This window comes from Aeromonas sp. INTO2 (genome assembly GCF_049860605.1).
In the GTDB taxonomy this organism is placed as follows: domain Bacteria; phylum Pseudomonadota; class Gammaproteobacteria; order Enterobacterales; family Aeromonadaceae; genus Aeromonas; species Aeromonas caviae.
Map to the genome: position 1 here is coordinate 3,370,001 of NZ_CP187588.1, position 17,898 is coordinate 3,387,898.

The window sequence follows — 17,898 nt, forward strand, 5'->3', positions numbered from 1 at the left end:
GTGACCGAAGGGGCGAACAGCGACAGCATGCCAAAGGTTCCAGCCACCCCCATGCCGATGATGACGAAGCGGTGGCGCTTGTTCTGATGCAATGCCAGGTAACCATCCTGACAGGCGAGCACCAGCTTGTTGAAGACGAACCCCAGCACACCAAAGCAGCCCCCCATGAAGAGAAACAGCCAGAGCGCCTTCAAGGCCGGAGCGTCGTAGTGGGGCAGCATGATGACGGGGGATTGCCCTTTCATGTTCTGCAGCATCAGGGTCGCCATGACGGCCGAAATCCCGACCGCCTTGATGGCGAGGAAGGAGTAGCGAAATTGCGGTCGCATCTCTTCCATGACAAACAGTATCCCTGCCAGCGGGGCATTGAAGGCCGCAGCGAGACCACCCGCCGCACCGGCAGCCAGCAGGGCATGGCCATGCTCCTTGGGCAACCGGAAGATATCCGCCACCATCTTGCCGAGGTTGCCCCCTATCTGCACCGAGGGCCCCTCCCGCCCCAGCACCATGCCGGAACTCAGGGTACAGACCCCGCCAAAAAACTTCACCGGCAACACCCGCCACCAGCGTACCGGGCGCAGGTCGTCCATGGCCCCTTCAATTTCCGGGATACCGGATCCCCCTGCCTCTGGGGCAAAGGCATGAGTGAGGAAATAGCCGACCAACCCCAGCAGGGCGCTGAAACCAAAGCCGAGCAGGCCGAGCTGCCACCAGGGGCGATCGGCCAGCAAGTCGACACGCTGCTGGGCCAGCCAGTGAACGCAAGACTCGAACAGTCCGCACACCAAGCCTGCCAGCAGGCCGACCAGGGCCGCCAGCAGGAGCACCAGCAGCGGCATCTTGTCCCGCCGTATCAGGCGCTGCAAGACTGGAGGACGACGCAGCGAGGCCGCGTCGGCGGAAGGAATGGCTTGTTGCTCCATGGATAATCACGCTCATCTAACGAGGACCAGACACACCTCGGCCTCGGCTGCCCAGCTCTGGGCCTTTCTGCTATAGTCGGCACGTTTCATGTTTCACGGGCGAGAGTCCGGGGCGAGAGCGCAAAGCATACTCCTCCCGCCATCCCCTGCCGAGCCGCAATCGGCAGCCTGCGCCCGGGTAACGACCAAAATCCCATTAAGGATGATCCATGTCAAAATCAGATCAGCTGTTTGAACAGGCCCGCCAGACCATTCCCGGTGGCGTCAACTCACCGGTCCGCGCCTTCAACGGGGTCGGCGGTACACCCCGCTTCATCGATCACGCCGATGGCGCCTACCTCTATGACGTGGACGGCCAGGCCTATGTGGATTACATCGGTTCCTGGGGCCCCATGCTGCTGGGCCACAACCACCCGGCCATCAAGGCCGCCGTCATCAAGGCGGTGGAGAAGGGACTGAGCTACGGTGCGCCGACCGAGATCGAAGTGCTGATGGCCGAAAAAGTGCGCCAGATCGTCCCCTCCATGGAGCAGGTGCGGATGGTCAACTCCGGCACCGAGGCGACCATGAGCGCCATCCGGCTGGCCCGCGGCTATACCGGTCGCGACAAGATCGTCAAGTTTGAAGGCTGCTACCACGGCCACGCCGACTCCCTGCTGGTCAAGGCCGGCTCAGGCGCCCTCACCCTGGGTCAGCCCAACAGCCCGGGCGTACCCGCCGATTTCGCCAAACACACGCTCACCTGTGTCTTTAACGATCTGGACTCGGTGCGCGAAGCCTTCACCCAGTACGGCAGCGAGATCGCCTGCATCATCGTCGAGCCGGTCGCTGGCAACATGAACTGCATCCCGCCGGTGCCCGGCTTCCTGGAAGGGCTTCGCGCCATTTGTGACGAGTTCGGCGCCCTGCTGATCCTGGACGAAGTGATGACCGGCTTCCGCGTCTCCCTGCGCGGTGCCCAGGGTCACTACAACATCGATCCGGATCTCACCACCCTCGGCAAGATCATCGGTGCCGGCATGCCGGTAGGCGCCTTCGGCGGCAAGAAGAAGGTGATGCAGCACATCGCCCCGACCGGCCCCGTCTATCAGGCTGGTACCCTCTCCGGCAACCCGGTGGCCATGGCCGCCGGCCTCACCATGCTGGACCTGCTGCTGGAGCCGGGCCTCTATGAGCAGCTGAGCACCAAGACCGCCCGTGTCGCCGAGGGGCTGAAAGCCGCCGCCGCCAGGCACGGCATCCCGCTTGCCATCAACTACGTGGGCGGCATGTTCGGCTTCTTCTTCACCGACGAGCCCGAGATCACCCGCTACGAGCAGGTGACCCGCTGCGACATGGAACGCTTCAAGCGCTTCTACCATCTGATGCTGGAAGAGGGTGTCTATCTGGCGCCGAGCGCCTACGAAGCGGGCTTCCTGTCGCTGGCCCACGGCGACAAGGAGATTGAACACACTCTGGCGGCCGCCGAGCGCAGCTTCGCCAAGCTGGCTGGCTGACAAGCAGCAAGATGTGCAGAGGGCCCCGATGGGGCCCTTTTTTGTTTGCTCGTCCCGACAAGGCACCGTAGTGGTGCATCTTTAAGTCCCTCACCGGAACCTTGCCACCTGCTGGTGCGCCGCGCCGTACACGGGCTGTCATAAATCGGGCCCACAATTTGCAGGCCCCTGCTCAGGAGCCCATTGGACCGAGGTGTATATGGCAGAGATGAGCCCCATCGATGTGCTGCGGCGCTATCAGGAGTACGAAACCGAGCTGGCCCCCCTGCTGCTGGGGCTGCTCACCCTCCCCGAGGCGTCTCTCAAGACCTATGCCTTCGTCGAGGAGGTGAAGAGCCTGGCCCCCCAGATCAGGCCAGCCATACTGGCGCCCGTTCCGGCGGCCCAGGGGCAGCTGCGCCTGCTGGTGCAGGGCCATGGCCGGGAGCTGGAGATCAACCTGCACCAGCTGATCGCCTGGCTGATGGGGGACAGGGAGCGGCGGCGCGCCATTCCCTGGTTCAGGGCCGTCTACGTCGTCCTGAGTCTGGCCCTGTTTCTCATCGTCGGCACCCTCATCTGGCACGGGCTGGAACAGCTCTATCTGCTCCTGTGCGGCACCCAGCAGAACCGGCTGGGGGCCTTCAGCGCCATCATCTTCCTCACGCTCGCGCTGGCGGTGTTCGATCTCGGCAAGACCATCCTCGAAGAGGAGGTGCTGCTGCATAAGGACATCTTCCGCCACAGCGCCATCCGGCGCACCATTACCCGCTTTATCGCCGCCATCCTGATCGCGGTCTCCATCGAGGGGTTGCTGCTGCTGTTCAAGGGATCCCTCGGCCAGAGCGAACTGCTCTGGCCTGCGGTGGGGGTGATGGGGTGCGCCGTGGGGTTGCTGCTGGCGCTGGGGCTCTATGTGTTTCTCGGTGCCAGGGCGGAAGCCGCACTGGTCGCCTCCAGCCAGCAGACTGCCCACTCGGAGGGGGCTGCCAGAGGCATCAGAAGATGCGCCAGGACCGGGCGAGCGGGATGACATACCAACACGGGGCGCCCGTGCAGGCGGGCTTCGCCGACGCCAGCTAGCTCGTCGCCTCTGCCAGCTCGGGCGCTGGCTGTCGCCGCGCCGCCCGCCAGGAGGCGTACATGGTCCAGGAGGTATAGATGACGATGAAGGCCACCAGCCATTTGAGCATCTCCATCTCCATGGATTTGACCAGCATGGCCGCCAGCACCACGCCGATGGGGCCGAAGATGGCCACCGCCAGCACGGCCCGCGCATCGAAAGCCCCCTTGCGAATGAAGGTCCCCGCCGAGAAGACGCTGAGCACGGCGGTGGATCCCATCATGATGGGGAAGGCCACCAGCGGGTTCATGCCGAGCAGATAGACCAGGGTCATGCAGGGGGCGAACAGGCCGATACCGACATTCATCAGGGCTCCGAACAGGAAGTTGCCAGCAAGGGCGATCCCCAGCTTGTAACCGCTCAGCCCCATGGCCTCGCCACCGAGGGGGAAGAGCCCGAGCAGACCGGCAAAGATGAGACCGGCGACCACCAGCAGGGAGACCGCCATGACCAGCCGGATGGTCTGGCGATCAAAGGAGGCCACGTAACGGGCGCCCCAGGCCGCACCGGCCGCCGCAGCCGCCATCATGCTGATGAGGGTGACGGGATCCACGTTGACCACGCCGATGAAGATGAGAGCCTGGGTCACGGTCGGCAGCACGCACTGGCCGTTGAGGGTACCGGGCAGCACCCGATCATCGATCAACCTGAACTGCTTGTAGCAGGCGGTCTTCACCGCAAAGCTCCCCACCCCCAGGGTATCGAGAAAATTGGCCACAAAACCGATGGCCGCCACCGGCCAGAAAGGGGTGGCTTCGAGCTGGCCATGACGCCGTTTGTGCCACCAGGCACGGACCAGCATAAAGAGAAAGACCAGGGCACAACCGATAAACAAGAGACGCAGAAAAGTGACAAGCATGGGGAGACCTCCAACAACGGGCGGCGATTCTAAGGCAGCGGAGGGAAAAAATCCTGGCCAGGATCATGAGACGACGGGTGCAAACGTTTGGCCGCGACTATTTTGGCTGGCAGAACCCGAATGGGGCTATCCATACTGGTTGGGAGGGCGACAGCCCGGGCTCATCGGGCGTAGTCCTGGTCATTTCGCGACGACCACAGCACCGGTGAGGCGTAAACGAAAGAAGGCGGGGTGACCCGCCTTCTTTTTTCATTCTCCGTCAGGCAATCCAGCGTGGCAGCCGGGGAGCCAGGCGGTCGATCAGGCGATCCGACACGGGAGTGAGCAACAGCAGCGGCAGGCAGATCAGGGAGAGGCAAAGAGCGCCAACATAGACGTCCGTCATCCAGTGCGCACCCGCCAGGATGCGGGGCGCCGAAAACAGGGGCACCATCACCACCGCAACCACCCCGGCCCAGCGCGGCAGATAGCGCAGGGCAAAACCGGCGAAGATCATCAGGAAGAGGGCGTGATCACCGGGGAAGCTGTCACCGGCGGAGTCCTTGGTGGGAATCGCACTGATCTCGGTCAGGCGCAGTGCTCCGTCCACCATCAAGGTGGGGCTGGGACGGCTGACCGGCAACAGATGCCCGAGCTGATTGATCACCAGGGCCCCCAGCAGCATCACGACCCCCATGGCCACCAGACGACGGCGCTCCTGCCCGTCGGCACGGAAGAAGCAACTGGCGAGGATCCCGCCCATGCAGGCCAGCGCGGCCAGATCGAACAGGCGGTTGTTGGTGATGGCCACCAGATCGGCCCAACGGGGGGAGTGGCCAATCCAGCCATTGACCAGCTGGAAGAGGGCGAGATCCCACCCATCCCAGGGGCCGTGCTCAGGCAGGGCGCCCCAACTGAAGGCGATGAGGCCCCCGGCCAGATAGAAAGGAATGAACTTGCTCATGCCGACGTGTCCTTCGAAAAACGCTCATTCTAGGCCAGCCGCAAGATGACTTGCATCACAAAAGTGTAAGAATTCGTGTAACAAAGGTATTCCATCGGCTCTTTTTTTGGCGCCACCGACCGGGTGGGCAAGCGCGCCCCCTCCTTGGCTCTCCCACCGGTTGCGGCTAGTATGGGCGCTCCCTTCGTTCAGGATGATGATGATGCGCAGCTACCTTCGCATGATGTTGTTTGCCCTCGGTTTGCTGGCAGGTGTACAGATCCCCGGGCTGGTCGATCTCTACTTCCAGCGGCTGGATGCCCGGCTGCAGCAGGCCGGTCTGGCGCTGGTCCCCTTCCAGCGCACGGCGGACCAGCACTTCAATGGCGATCTGCAGGCGCTGGTCGCCCATTACGGTGCCAGCCAGGATCCCGTCTTCACCCAGGATGCCACCAGCCTCCAGCAACTGGTGAACCAGCAGCAGCACCTTCAGGGGGAGATCGCCGTGCGGGAGAGCCCCTGGTACCAGCAGCTCTCCCACCTGTTGCTGCGCGCCGATCCCGCCCTCTGGCAGGATACCCTGCACAACTACGGCTATGTGGTCCCCCTCAAACAGGCCGCCATTTTCTGCGGCGTGGCGGCGGGTCTGCTGGCCTCCCTGGCGGGGGATCTGCTGCTCGGCCTCCTGCTGCTGCCATTTCGCTCCCGCCAGCGCGTCCCCCGTCACGGCCTGCGCTGATCCCCTCTCACTGCCAACCGGGGGGCCCGCCCCGGTTGGCGGCTACTCGAAGGGTTCGAGATAGGCTTCTATGGCCTTCTTCAGCCAGGCCAGCACCTTGCCGTGATGGGCGTTCTCCGACAGATAGACTCCGTAATCACGCCACTGCAGGCTGAACTTGTGCTTCAGGGTCAGCAGTTCCCCCTGGCGCAGCTGGCTCTGGATAAGGGGTGAAGGCAGCACCGCCCAGCCCAGACCATCCAGCACCGCATCCCGCATCAGTTCGAAACTCGACAACCCGATATGCTGCCCCCCGATGGGCAGCAGGCTCTTGACCGAAAACGCGTCCACATAGGAGAGAGTGACCTGGGTGTGATCGGTCAGATCCTGCTGCAACACCCGCTTCAGCCCAGCCAGCGGGTGGCTTGGCGCGACCACCATCAGGGTGCGGATCGGGTTGAGCACGTCGATGCAAAGACCGCTGCGCTCCTGTTCCTCGGTGATGAGGCCGAAGGCGGCATCCACGAACCCCTCTTCCACCAGGGCCGGCAGCTCCGGCGGTGAGGCCAGCACCAGGGAGATGCTGGTGCCCGGAAACTGGCGACGCAGCGCCCCCAGCATCTCGCGCCATACCACCTCGGGAATGGCGTCGTCCCGGGCTACCCGCAGCGCCACTTCGGCACCGGAGGCATGGTGCTCGCACTTGAGCTTCAGGCTGTTGGCGGCCTGCAACAGCCGCCGACAGTCGTCCAGCACTTGCTCGCCGATTTCGGTCAGCCGGCTCTGATTCGCCCCTCGTTCGAAAAGTTCGACGCCAAGCTCCACCTCCAGGGTTGCTATCGCCGAGCTCACGGCGCTGCGACTCTTGCCAAGTCGTCTGGCGGCATTGGCTATCGAACCACTGTCTGCTGTTTCTACAAAGAGTTGTATCTGATTTAGCTTCATGGCTTCAAACTGGCGGCAGATTATTCCATCACCACCTTATCCCCTGCCCCGCCCCCAAGGCAAACTAGCAGCGACAGCTTTCTCGACGCTCAGCGATAACCTTGCCCGTTTCGGGTGCCGTTATCCTCTCATCGTCGCAGCAACAGAAGGAAACTGCATGTCATCCCGTCCCCTGCTTTTGGCCCGCCTCTTCCTGACGGGGGCCATCCTGACCGAGGTCGCCGGCACCTCCTCCATGGCCCTGATCCCAAAGAGCGAGAGCGGCTGGATCCACTATCTGCCGATGTGGCTCCTCATCACCCTCTCCTACCTGCTGCTCGCCAAGGCCGCCAGGACAATCTCCATTGGTATCGCGTTTGCGCTGTGGGAAGGGCTGGGGATCGCCCTCATCACTGCCGTCTCCGTCCTGTTCCTCGGCTACGAGCTGAGCATCCAGGAGTGGATCGGACTGGCGCTGGCCATAGTGGGGATTGTCATGGTGACCCTGGGCGAGACCCATGATGTACCAGCCCCCACCCGCCAGAGGAGGGAAGCCCCATGCACCCGTTGATCATCGTACTGGGCGCCGCCCTGCTGGATATCGGCGCCAACATGGCGATCAACCGCTCCATCGGTTTTCGCGACAAGGGGTGGGGCGTCCTCGGCATTCTGCTGGTGCTCTGTGCCTTCACGCTGCTCAGCGAGGCGGTCAGTACCGGCAAGATCGATCTGGCCGTGGCCTATGCCACCTGGGGCGCCATCGGCATCCTGGGCACCGCCCTCGGGGGCCTGCTGCTGTTCGGCGAGCGCCTCAGACCCGTCGGCTGGCTCGGCATGGTGGTGATGGCGGTGGCGGTCGCCCTGCTGACCACAGCATGATCCCCTCTCCAACCCCATGAAAAAAGCCGCCCTGTTCCCAGGGCGGCCTTTTCATGGTCAAACCGATCACCCAGATTGCAACAGGCAGCCTAACGCGCTGCCTCGTACAGCTCCAGCGGCAGGCCGTCGGGGTCGGCGAAGAAGGTAAAACGCTTGCCGGTCAGCTCGTCCACCCGCACCGGCTCCACTTCCACCCCGTGCTGCTCCAGGTGGGCGATGACCCGGTCGAGATCCGCCACCCGAAACGCCAGGTGGCGCAACCCGCACGCCTCCGGCCGGGAGGGGCGCGGTGGCGGCGCCGGGAAGCTGAACAGCTCCAGCTGGCTGCCGTCCGGCAGCGCCAGATCCAGCTTCCACGACTGGCGCTCTGCCCGCAGGGTCTCGGCAATGATGGGCAACCCCAGCACCTGGTGATAGAAGTGGCGCGAGCGCGGATAGTCGCTGGCGATGATGGCCACGTGATGGATGGCCTCAAACAGGGGATGGGTCATGGCAATCCTTGCAAAACGGGCAGCCTGCGCTGCCCGTCTTCGTCAGTTGAAGAAACCGTTGAACCAGTTGTCCAGGGCATTCGCCGGGTCCGAGACCGGGCTGGCACAGCTCATGGGCTCGGCCAGATCGGCCAGCTTGGCCGGCACCTGGAGACTGCCGGGACAATCGCTGGCCACCCGGGCACCGCTCGAGCGGGAGAAGTTGGCCCAGCTCACTCCTTCGGGCATCTTCAGCCCCAGGCTGTTGACCCCTCGCTGGCTCATGTAGCCGCTGAACAGCTGCAAGGCGCCACTGGCACCGGTCAAGCCGGCCGGGGTGTTGTCGTCACGGCCGACCCAGACGCTCACCAACTCGTTGTTGTCCATCCCGGCAAACCAGGAGTCACGCAGCTCGTTGGTGGTACCGGTCTTGGCGGCCATGGTGGCCCCGGGGAACTTGGCACCGAGCGCACGGGCCGTCCCCTGGCTCACCGTCTTCGTCATGGCGAACAGAGTCAGCCAGCTTGCCTGGGGATCCGTCACTCGCTTGGCCGCTTCGTCATGCTGGTAGAGCTGGCGCCCCTCGCCATTCACCACGGCCCGGATGGCCGACAGGGGCTGGGTCAACCCCTGGTTGGCAATGGGCAGGTACATCTGGTTCACCTCCATGGGCGAGAGCGCCACCGCCCCCAGCACCAGGGACGGATAGGGCTGGATCTCCTGCTGCACACCCAGCTTGTGCAGGGTATCCACCACCTTGTCCAGGCCTATCTGCATCCCGAGGTTGACGGTCGGCACGTTGAGGGAGCTGGCGAGCGCCTCCATCAGGGGCACGCTCTGGCGGAACTTGCGGTCGTAGTTCTGCGGCGTCCAGATCTGGCCATCCTGGCCGCGAATGCGGATCGGCTGATCTTTAAGCGGCGTGCCCAGGGTCAGGCCGTTGGAGAGGCCGGTCAGGTAGACCGCCGGTTTGACCAGGGAGCCAATCTGACGGCGGGCATCCAGCGCCCGGTTGAAGCCGGCGTAGCGGGGATCCCGTCCCCCCACCATGGCGACCACCTCGCCCTTGTGCCAGTCGGAGACCACCATGGCCGCCTCCAGCTTCTTCTTGCCACGCTGCTTCTCGATGGTGGCCAGACCCGACTCCACCGCCTGCTCGGCGGCGTGCTGGGCGATGGGATCCAGACTGGTGAAGATCTTGAGGCCGGACTGCTTGAGCAGATCCGGGCCGAAGCGGTTCTGGATCTCCCGCTTGAGCAGCCCCATGAAGGCCGGGGTACGGCCATAGCTCATCTGGCCGCGGGCGATGATGCCAAGGGGCTGCTTGCTGGCCAGGTCATACTCGGCCTGGGTCAGGCTGCCGTGATCCGCCAGCAGTTTCAGCACCAGATCCCGGCGCGCCTTGGCCCGGTCGGGGAATCGCCAGGGATCGTAATAGGAGGGGCCCTTCACCATGCCCACCAGCAGAGCCACCTGATCGATGTCCAGCTCGTTGACCGGAATACCGAAGTAGAAGTAGGAGGCGAGCCCGAAGCCGTAGACCCCCTGGGAGAAGTTCTGCCCCAGATAGACCTCGTTGAGGTAGGCCTCCAGGATCTCGTCCTTGCTGTAGCGGTAGTCGATGAGCACCGCCATGTAGGCTTCCTGCAGTTTGCGCCACAGGCTGCGCTCACGGGTCAGGAAGAAGTTCTTGGCGAGCTGCTGGGTGAGCGTACTGCCCCCCTGCACGGTGCGCCCCGCCAGCAGGTTGGCTGCCATGGCGCGCATGATGGCCACCGGCGAAACGCCGCCGTGCTGGTAGAAGTCCCTGTCTTCCGTGGTGAGCAGCGTCACCAGCAGGCTGTCCGGCACCTCGGAAAGGCGCACCAGCAGGCGGTCTTCCCGATCCTCGGTGTTAAGGCGATCGAGCAGCACCGGGTCCATCTGGGCATAGCCGAGCTGGCGCTGGTTCTCCAGGGACTGGATCCCCTCGAGGCGCGCCCCGTTGAAGGTGAGGCGCAGGCCACGGGCACCGTCGGCACCGTCGTGGAACTCGAACGGCCGGCGCACCAGCTCGATGCGGTTGCCGCTCACCGCGTACTCACCCGGGGTATGAGGCTGACGCACCTGCTTGTAGCTCAGCATGTTGAGCTCGCGCAGCATCTGGGTCTGGGAGAGCCGCTGGCTGGGATAGAGCTCCAGCGGGCGGCTGTAGACCATCACCGGCAACTGCCACTTCTCGCCGTCGAAGCGCTCGCGCACCTTGGTGTCGAGATAGATGCCAAACACCACCATGAAGGCCGCCACCACCAGAGAGAGCTTGAAGCCCAGCCAGAACAGGGTGCGCCAGATGGTGCGTTTGGGCGCTGCCTTCTTGGGCGTGCGCTTGCGTCGTTGGGTTGCCATAAATCCTCTTGTCGTTCTCCTCGCCATCCCGCTGATGCGAGCGGCCTGCGATGCCTGTTGTGGAGGGGACTGTGCCACCGCCATCTTGTTCTGATCGTACCGACCGATCACTGCCCCGTCGGCTACTCCTGCAATCCCATCTTTTTCTTGGTCACCCGGGTCGGCATCGCCTCCAGCGGGTTGTCCGGCCAGTAGTGACGGGGGTAGCGCCCCTTCATCTCTTTTTTCACCTGCTCATAGGATCCCGCCCAGAAGGCGGCGAGATCCGCGGTGATCTGCAAGGGGCGCTGGGCCGGGGAGAGCAGCTCCACCACCAGGGGGACCCGGCCATCGGCCACGCATGGGGTCGCGCCCAGCCCGAACATCTCCTGGATGCGCACCGGGATCGCCGGCGCCTGACCAGGCTGGTAGCGGATCCGTACCCGGCTGCCGGTCGGTGCGGTGAAGTGGCTCGGCAGCGCCTCGTCCAGCCGCCTTGGCAGGGGCCAGGGCAGAGACTGGCGCAGGATGTCGCTCATGTCGAGCCGCTTCAACTGCTCCAGCCGGGTCATGCCGCTCACCGCTGGCAGCAGCCACTGCTCGAGGTCGGCCAGCAGGCTCTCCTCATCCATGGCGGGCCAGGCTTCGTCGGGCAGCCAGTCGCGGGCGCAGCGCAAGCGGGCCAGCAGCCCCTCGCTGCTCTCGTCCCATGGCAGCACGTGCAGCCCCTTGCGCCGAATGCCCTGCAGCAGGCAGCGCCCCTTCTGTTCATCGGAGAGATCCGTCAGCGGCCGCTGGCCGAGCACCAGCTCGCCGAGCACCTGCTGGCGCTCCGCACGCACCCGTTCCTCCCGATCATCCCAGTCGAACCACTGGCGCTCACCGACCAGCTCGGGCAGCTGGCGCACCAACTCATCCAGCGCCACCGGCTCGGCGATGAAGATGCGGCTGCCGCGCTCGTTCTGACCCATTTCGACGGCCACGATGGCCCCCAGCCCCTGGCAGGGATGCCCTTCTACCAGATCGCAGCTCACCCCGCCACTGAGCTGATAGCGGCTGCCACTGCGCAGCTTGCCGATGCGATCGGGCCAGGCGAGGGCGCACAGCAACCCCAGCCATTGACCCTGCGGGCTGCTTGCCCGCACACCGAGCCGCTCGAACCAACGGGCCGCCCCCTGGCGCAGGGCGCCCTGACGGCGGTGGAACAGCACGGACAGGCGCTCCGATCCTCGCAGATCTTCTTCCAGCAGCGCCACCAGGAAAGCCGCATCGGCGACAATCCCTGTCAGACCCTCGGATTCCAGCTCCCGGGCCCGCAGCAGCATGCGGGCAAGGCGGGGATGGGTGCCGAAGGCCGCCATGGCACGGCCTGCCGGGGTAAGTTGTTGCTCACCCTCCGGGGCCATGGCACCCAGGGCCATCAGCAACCGCCGGGCGCTGGCCACGGCGGCAGAGGGCGGCATGTCCAGCAGGGGCAGCGCCTCCACCCGGGCCCCCCACTGAGCGGCGTCCATCAGCAGGCCGGTGAGCTCTTGCGTCAGGATGTCGGGGGGACTCTGCTCGGCGAGGCGCTCCTGCACCTCGCTGCTCCAGAGCCGATAGCAGACGCCGGGGCCAAGCCGCCCTGCCCGCCCCGCCCGCTGGGTGGCGGAGGCTTTGGCGATGGGCCGGGTCTCCAGCCGGGTAACGCCGCTCTTGATATCGAAGGTGGCGCGCCGCTCCAGTCCGCTGTCGATGACCACGGAGATCCCCTCGATGGTGAGGGAGGTCTCCGCCACGTTGGTGGTGAGCACCAGCTTGCGACGACCCGCAGGCGCAGGCTCGATGGCCGCTTGCTGGGCCGCGAGGTCAAGACGGCCATAGAGGGGAGCCAGGGTCACATCCCCTGGCAACCGCCCTTCCAGCCACTGTGCCAGCCGCTCTATCTCCCCCTGTCCCGGCAGAAACACCAGGGCACTGCCAGCCTGACTGGCGAGCGCCTCCAGCACCACGGCACCGACCTGGGGCTCCAACCACTGCTGGCGATTGGCGGGGCGATAGTGGTACTCGATGGGAAAGCCGCGCCCCTCGGAGCGCACCACGGGGGCACCTGGCAGCAGGCGCTCCAGGGCCATGCCATCCAGGGTGGCGGACATCACCAAGAGCTTGAGATCATCGCGCAACCCCTGCTGGCTTTCGATGGCGAAGGCCAGCGCGGTATCGGCGTGCAGGCTGCGTTCGTGGAACTCGTCAAAGATGACGAGCGACACGCCGGTGAGCTCAGGATCCTGCTGCAGCATCCGGGTCAGCACCCCCTCGGTCACGATCTCGAGCCGGGTCTGGCTGCTGGTGCGGCTCTCCCCGCGCACTCGCAGGCCGATGCGCTCCCCCACCTTCTCCCCCAGCTGACGCGCGAGGAAGCTCGCGATGTTGCGCGCCGCGAGGCGCCTGGGCTCCAGCATGATGATGCGCCCGGGCAGCCGGTGCTGGCGCACCAGCTCCAGGGGCAGCAGGGTCGATTTACCCGCGCCGGGGGGCGCCTGCAGGATCACGCTGGCATGGTTGTCGAGGGCTGCAAAGAGTTCAGGCAACACCGGGACGATGGGGAGGGAAGACAAAGCGATGGGCACCTTCTGTGACACTCCTGAAAAGGGGTCCATTCTGCCACAGCCTCCCGGCCATCGTAAGCGCCCCTGCCGGACAGGGGCAGGAAGCGTCAGGTGCAACACGGCAAGACATCCCGGGAGCGGCTGCCATAGAATGGCCCTTATCCGATGCCCATCACGAGGACCGACACGCCGCATGCCCAAACTCTTCTTTGCCCTGCCCCTGCCAGAGCTTGCCCCCGAGCTTGCGACCTGGCGAGACCAGCGCCCCTGGCCCGGCCAGCCGGTGCCCGAGAGCAACCTGCACCTGACCCTGGCCTTTCTCGGGGAGGCCGACGAAACGACCCAGGCTCGCCTGATCGCGGCCGCCGAGCGACAGCACTGCCCCCCTTTCAGCGTCCATCTGGATCAGACCGGCTGGTTTCAGCGCGCCAAAGCCGCCTGGGTGGGACCCGGTGAGTGGCCGAACGAGCTGACCGTGCTCGCGAGGGCACTGCGCCGCCACGGTGAAAAACTCGGGCTGGGCAACGGCGAGCAGGGCTATCGCCCCCACGTCACCCTGTCGCGCAAGGCGGGCGAGGCCCCCGGCGAGCTGCCTGCGCCGGATTTTCTGCTCAGGGCCGATCGCTTCTGCCTCTATCAATCCGTCAGCACGCCGGACGGCGTCCACTACGAACCGCTCGCCTGCTGGCCCCTGCGGGCCCGCGTCAAAAACCCGCACCGCGAGGAGCTCACCCCATGATCTTCGATCCCCCCCTGCAGTCCGGGCAGCTGATCTCCCGCTACAAGCGCTTCCTGACGGATGTCGCGCTCGACAACGGCGAGGTGATCACCATCCACTGCGCCAATACCGGCGCCATGACCGGCTGCGCCCTGCCGGGCACCCGGGTCTGGTACTCCACATCCGACAACCCCAAGCGCAAGCTGCCAAACAGTTGGGAAATCGCCGAGAGCCCGGCGGGTCACTTCATCTGCGTCAACACGGCCCGTGCCAACCAGATCGCCCGGGAGCTCATCGAACAGGGCGCTCTCGCCCCCCTGGCAGGCTATGCCAGGCTGCGCACCGAAGTGAAATACGGGGAAGAGAACAGCCGCATCGACCTGCTGCTGGAAGATGACCACAGACCGGATTGTTACATCGAGGTGAAATCCGTCACCCTGCTCGACGAGCGGGAGCAACCCGGCATGGGGTACTTCCCCGATGCGGTCACCACCCGCGGCGCCAAGCACTTGCGTGAATTGATGGCCATGAAGGCGACAGGGCACCGGGCCGTGCTGCTGTTCATGGTATTGCACTCCGGCATCGCGAGAATGCGCCCTGCAGCCCATATCGATCCGCACTATAGTCAGCTTGTTGAACAGGCGATGGCGGCAGGGGTTGAAATTTTATGCTATCGCCCCCATGTTGGGGTGCAGGGCATGGTGGCTCAGGATTTTATCCCATTTGAATCTGACCATATGCTACCCGAGGGCAGAGAATAAATGCAGAAGTGGGTAACATTATTGATAAGGCTTGTTTGCCTCCCGTTGACCCTTCTGCTATAGATGTCGCCCTCAATTTATGGATGGCACGGGTAGCGTGCTGAATTAGGAGACAGGGCATGCCAACAGGCGAAAACAGGAAATCTCTGGGCCCCCTGGCCATTGCGGGTGTAGAGCCTTACCAGATGAAAGCCGGTGAGGAGTACATGAATGACCAACAGAAGGTACATTTTCGCAAGATCCTGGGAGCCTGGCGCAACCAACTGATGCAGGAAGTTGACCGCACCGTCGACCACATGAAGGATGAGGCTGCCAACTTCCCGGATCCCGTGGATCGCGCCGCGCAAGAAGAAGAGTTTGCTCTCGAACTGCGCACCCGCGACCGTGAACGCAAGCTGATCAAGAAGATCGAGAAAACCTTGCTGCTGCTCGAAGAAGATGACTTCGGTTACTGCGAGCATTGCGGCATCGAGATCGGCATCCGCCGTCTGGAAGCCCGTCCGACCGCAGACCTCTGCGTGGACTGCAAGACGCTGGCCGAGATCAAGGAAAAACAGATGGCTGGCTGATGCCGCCCATCCACAGAAACGAAAAGGGAGCCCAGGCTCCCTTTTTTATTGAGCTTTTGGTCGGGCCGTCCCAGAATGCAGCCTCAATGCATCGCCTACCCGAATTGCCATGGTCATGACATCCCCCCCCTCCCGACGCCCCTATGTGGGCCGCTTCGCCCCCTCACCGTCCGGTCCGCTCCACTTCGGCTCCCTGGTCGCCGCCCTTGGCAGCTTCTTGCAGGCCAGGGCGCAGCAGGGACGCTGGCTGGTGCGCATCGAAGACATCGACCCCCCGCGGGAGATGCCGGGAGCGGCTGACCTTATCCTCACCACCCTGGAGGCACACGGTCTTGGCTGGGATGGGGAGGTGATGTTCCAGAGCGCGCGCCATGGCCGCTATGACGAGATCATCGATCAGCTCTATCGGGCCGGGGATCTCTACTGGTGTCGCTGTACCCGACGCGAAATCATGGCCGCAGGGGGGTTCTACAACGGTCATTGCCGCACCCTGGGGCTGACCGCCGAGGGGTGTGCCGCCCGTTTGCGCCAGCACCACCCGGTCTATCGGTTCGAGGATGCGCTGCAGGGAGAGATCACCGTCCCCGCGGCGCTGGCGGAGGAGGACTTCATCGTGCGCCGCCGGGACGGGCTCTACGCCTACAACCTGGCGGTGGTGGTGGATGACATGGACAGCGGCATCACCGAGATCGTCCGCGGCGCCGATCTGCTGGAACCCACGGTGCGCCAGATTGCCCTCTACCAGACTCTGGGGGCTGCCGTCCCCGATTGGGTGCACCTGCCGCTGGCGGTGCAAGCGGATGGCAACAAGCTCTCCAAGCAGAACCATGCGCCGGCGCTGTCGCAGGACGAGGCACGACCGGCCCTGTGGCAGGCGTTGCACTTTCTCGGTCAGTGCCCGCCGCCCGAGCTGATGGCGAGCCGGATCGACGAGATCATCGGCTGGGGCATCGCCCACTGGCAGCTGGCCCGGGTGCCCCGCCAGCAGAAGATCCCGCAAGGGCAAAGCTAGCCCCGGCTGCATTTCTTGCCCCAAAAGGACCAATCAAGGGGAAGCAGGCCACACCGTTTCTCATTTGGTTGGGGCTGAGCTATGATAGGCCGCTATTTTTTTGGCCTCCCGTCAATTTGAAGTCATAACGAGGTGTACCATTTTTTCCCAGATCGCAAACTTTTGCCGCAAAGTGCTCGGCAAGGAAGACGGCGAGCAGTCGGTGGAGTCCCCCATTCCGGCCCGTGTCGCCGGACAGCGCCGTACCTTGAGCCGTGACCAGCACCCGATTTCGCGCAAAGAGATCAGCGAGAATGCCCTCAAGGTGCTCTATCGCCTGAACAAGGGGGGCTATGAGGCCTACCTGGTCGGCGGCGGTGTCCGTGACCTGCTGCTCGGGAAGACCCCCAAGGATTTCGACATCGCCACCGACGCGACGCCGGAGCAGATCAAGGCGCTGTTCAGCAACTGCCGCCTGATTGGCCGCCGTTTCCGCCTGGCCCACATCGTCTTTGGTCGTGACGTGATCGAAGTGGCCACCTTCCGGGGTCACCACCATCAGGTCAATACCAGCAAGCATGTGTCGGCCCAGTCCGATGAAGGCATGCTGCTGCGGGACAACGTCTACGGCACCATCGAAGAGGATGCCGAGCGTCGCGACTTTACCGTCAACGCTCTCTACTACAGCGCCAAGGATTTCACCCTGCACGATTTCGAGGGTGGGCTGGAAGACCTGGCCGCGCGCAGACTGGAGCTGATTGGCGACCCCGAGACCCGCTACCGGGAAGATCCGGTGCGCATGCTGCGCGCCGTGCGCTTCGCCGCCAAGCTGGACATGACCATCAGCCCGCGCACCGCCGCGCCCATCCGGGAGCTGGCCCCGCTGCTGCAGGACATCCCGGCCGCCCGCCTGTTCGAGGAGACCCTCAAGCTGTTCCTGGCGGGGGATGGGCTGGCCACCTACAAGCTGCTGCGGGAATACGGGCTGTTCCAGCCGCTGTTCCCCCAGGTAGCCGCCCTGTTCACCCCCCACGGCAACTCGCCCTACGAGCAGTTCATCGAGCAGGCGCTGATGGACACCGATGCCCGGGTCCGTGAAGAGAAGCGCGTCACCCCCGCCTTCCTCTACGCCACCCTGCTGTGGGGCGCCGTCGAGGCCCGCGGCCGCGTGCTGGAAAACGAGAGCGGTCTGCCCTGGTACGATGCCTTCATGCTGGCCATCAACGAGGTGCTGGACAACCAGGTGCGGATCATCGCCGTGCCGCGCCGCTTCACCACGGACGTGCGCGACATCTGGGCCCTGCAACAGCGCCTGACCCGCCGCCAGGGCAAGCACCCCGAGCGCGCCATGGAGCACCCGAAATTCCGTGCGGCCTTCGACTTCCTGTTGCTGCGCAACCGGGTCGAGCGCGGCCTCGGCGAGCTGTCGAGCTGGTGGGAACGCTATGTGGCCTCCAACCCGGATGTGCGCCCGCAACTGCAACGGGAGGCGACCCGCCGCCCGGCGAGCGGCGAGCGCGCCGACTCCCGCAGCGGTGATGGCGAGAAGCGCAGCGGCAATGGCCGCAACCGCCGTCGCCCCCGTCGCCGCAAGCCGAAGTCTGCAGAGTAAGG

The 17,898-nt window shown here is 64.7% G+C and carries 17 protein-coding genes (1 of these 17 running past the window's edge); 10 read left to right on the forward strand and 7 right to left on the reverse strand.

The genetic code is table 11. The features are described 5' to 3' along the window. Window positions 1-923: the 5' portion of a H(+)/Cl(-) exchange transporter ClcA gene (gene clcA / locus ACPW74_RS15865; protein ID WP_103857999.1), read on the reverse strand. The gene continues 472 nt to the left of window position 1, outside the view; only the first 923 of its 1,395 coding nucleotides appear in the window; it begins with the start codon at window positions 921-923; its stop codon lies off the left edge, out of view. Window positions 924-1,132: 209 nt separating this feature from the next. On the opposite strand from clcA, the gene hemL reads away from it, so the two are divergent. Next, window positions 1,133-2,419 carry a glutamate-1-semialdehyde 2,1-aminomutase gene (gene hemL, locus ACPW74_RS15870; RefSeq protein ID WP_052815228.1) on the forward strand — a complete coding sequence of 429 codons (1,287 nt, stop codon included), beginning with the start codon at window positions 1,133-1,135 and terminating at the stop codon, window positions 2,417-2,419. A 199-nt stretch (window positions 2,420-2,618) separates the two neighbouring features. Further along, window positions 2,619-3,431 carry a hypothetical protein gene (locus ACPW74_RS15875; protein ID WP_425858330.1) on the forward strand — a complete coding sequence of 271 codons (813 nt, stop codon included), beginning with the start codon at window positions 2,619-2,621 and terminating at the stop codon, window positions 3,429-3,431. Between the two features lie 46 nt (window positions 3,432-3,477). Here the strand turns inward: ACPW74_RS15875 and ACPW74_RS15880 are convergent, their stop codons facing one another. Further along, window positions 3,478-4,380, reverse strand: coding sequence for a sulfite exporter TauE/SafE family protein (locus tag ACPW74_RS15880; RefSeq protein WP_041213870.1), 903 nt, complete (start codon window positions 4,378-4,380; stop codon window positions 3,478-3,480). Between the two features lie 259 nt (window positions 4,381-4,639). Beyond that, on the reverse strand, window positions 4,640-5,323 hold the full coding sequence (locus tag ACPW74_RS15885) for a phosphatase PAP2 family protein (RefSeq protein ID WP_010675560.1): 684 nt from the start codon (window positions 5,321-5,323) through the stop codon (window positions 4,640-4,642). 202 nt (window positions 5,324-5,525) lie between these two features. Here ACPW74_RS15885 and ACPW74_RS15890 point away from each other — a divergent pair, with 202 nt between their 5' ends. Then, window positions 5,526-6,041 carry a DUF2937 family protein gene (locus tag ACPW74_RS15890; protein WP_408808440.1) on the forward strand — a complete coding sequence of 172 codons (516 nt, stop codon included), beginning with the start codon at window positions 5,526-5,528 and terminating at the stop codon, window positions 6,039-6,041. A 42-nt stretch (window positions 6,042-6,083) separates the two neighbouring features. On the opposite strand, the gene ACPW74_RS15895 is transcribed toward ACPW74_RS15890, so the two are convergent. Further along, a complete protein-coding gene (locus ACPW74_RS15895) occupies window positions 6,084-6,965 on the reverse strand; it encodes a LysR family transcriptional regulator (RefSeq protein WP_039040858.1) in 882 nt (293 codons plus the stop codon). Between the two features lie 157 nt (window positions 6,966-7,122). On the opposite strand from ACPW74_RS15895, the gene ACPW74_RS15900 reads away from it, so the two are divergent. Next, entirely contained in the window at window positions 7,123-7,515 is a 393-nt protein-coding gene (locus ACPW74_RS15900) for a DMT family transporter (RefSeq protein ID WP_042016295.1), read from the forward strand. Beyond that, window positions 7,503-7,823 (forward strand): SMR family transporter, encoded by a 321-nt coding sequence (locus ACPW74_RS15905; protein WP_052815233.1) that lies wholly within the window; start codon window positions 7,503-7,505, stop codon window positions 7,821-7,823. The genes ACPW74_RS15900 and ACPW74_RS15905 overlap by 13 nt, the downstream gene beginning before the upstream one ends. Window positions 7,824-7,912: 89 nt before the next feature. Here ACPW74_RS15905 and ACPW74_RS15910 read toward each other — a convergent pair whose 3' ends face one another. The 3 genes from ACPW74_RS15910 to hrpB form a co-directional block, all read right to left on the reverse strand. After that, on the reverse strand, window positions 7,913-8,314 hold the full coding sequence (locus ACPW74_RS15910) for an SMU1112c/YaeR family gloxylase I-like metalloprotein (protein WP_010675565.1): 402 nt from the start codon (window positions 8,312-8,314) through the stop codon (window positions 7,913-7,915). 42 nt (window positions 8,315-8,356) lie between these two features. Next, a complete protein-coding gene (mrcB, locus tag ACPW74_RS15915) occupies window positions 8,357-10,678 on the reverse strand; it encodes a penicillin-binding protein 1B (protein ID WP_104454720.1) in 2,322 nt (773 codons plus the stop codon). 122 nt (window positions 10,679-10,800) lie between these two features. After that, a complete protein-coding gene (gene hrpB, locus ACPW74_RS15920) occupies window positions 10,801-13,254 on the reverse strand; it encodes an ATP-dependent helicase HrpB (RefSeq protein WP_425859215.1) in 2,454 nt (817 codons plus the stop codon). Window positions 13,255-13,438: 184 nt separating this feature from the next. Between hrpB and thpR the strand changes: the two genes are divergently transcribed. The 5 genes from thpR (at window position 13,439) to pcnB (ending at window position 17,896) form a co-directional block, all read left to right on the forward strand. Continuing rightward, window positions 13,439-13,984: an RNA 2',3'-cyclic phosphodiesterase gene (thpR, locus tag ACPW74_RS15925; protein WP_039040852.1), complete on the forward strand. Its 546-nt coding sequence runs from the start codon at window positions 13,439-13,441 to the stop codon at window positions 13,982-13,984. After that, window positions 13,981-14,724, forward strand: a complete 744-nt coding sequence (gene sfsA, locus ACPW74_RS15930) for a DNA/RNA nuclease SfsA (RefSeq protein WP_425858332.1) — start codon at window positions 13,981-13,983, stop codon at window positions 14,722-14,724. The genes thpR and sfsA overlap by 4 nt, the downstream gene beginning before the upstream one ends. A 119-nt stretch (window positions 14,725-14,843) precedes the next feature. Further along, window positions 14,844-15,293 carry an RNA polymerase-binding protein DksA gene (gene dksA / locus ACPW74_RS15935; RefSeq protein ID WP_029314801.1) on the forward strand — a complete coding sequence of 150 codons (450 nt, stop codon included), beginning with the start codon at window positions 14,844-14,846 and terminating at the stop codon, window positions 15,291-15,293. Between the two features lie 109 nt (window positions 15,294-15,402). Then, a complete protein-coding gene (gene gluQRS, locus ACPW74_RS15940; protein ID WP_143237120.1) occupies window positions 15,403-16,305 on the forward strand; it encodes a tRNA glutamyl-Q(34) synthetase GluQRS in 903 nt (300 codons plus the stop codon). A gap of 100 nt (window positions 16,306-16,405) precedes the next feature. Then, window positions 16,406-17,896 (forward strand): polynucleotide adenylyltransferase PcnB, encoded by a 1,491-nt coding sequence (gene pcnB / locus ACPW74_RS15945; RefSeq protein ID WP_143237119.1) that lies wholly within the window; start codon window positions 16,406-16,408, stop codon window positions 17,894-17,896. Window positions 17,897-17,898: the final 2 nt, after the last annotated feature.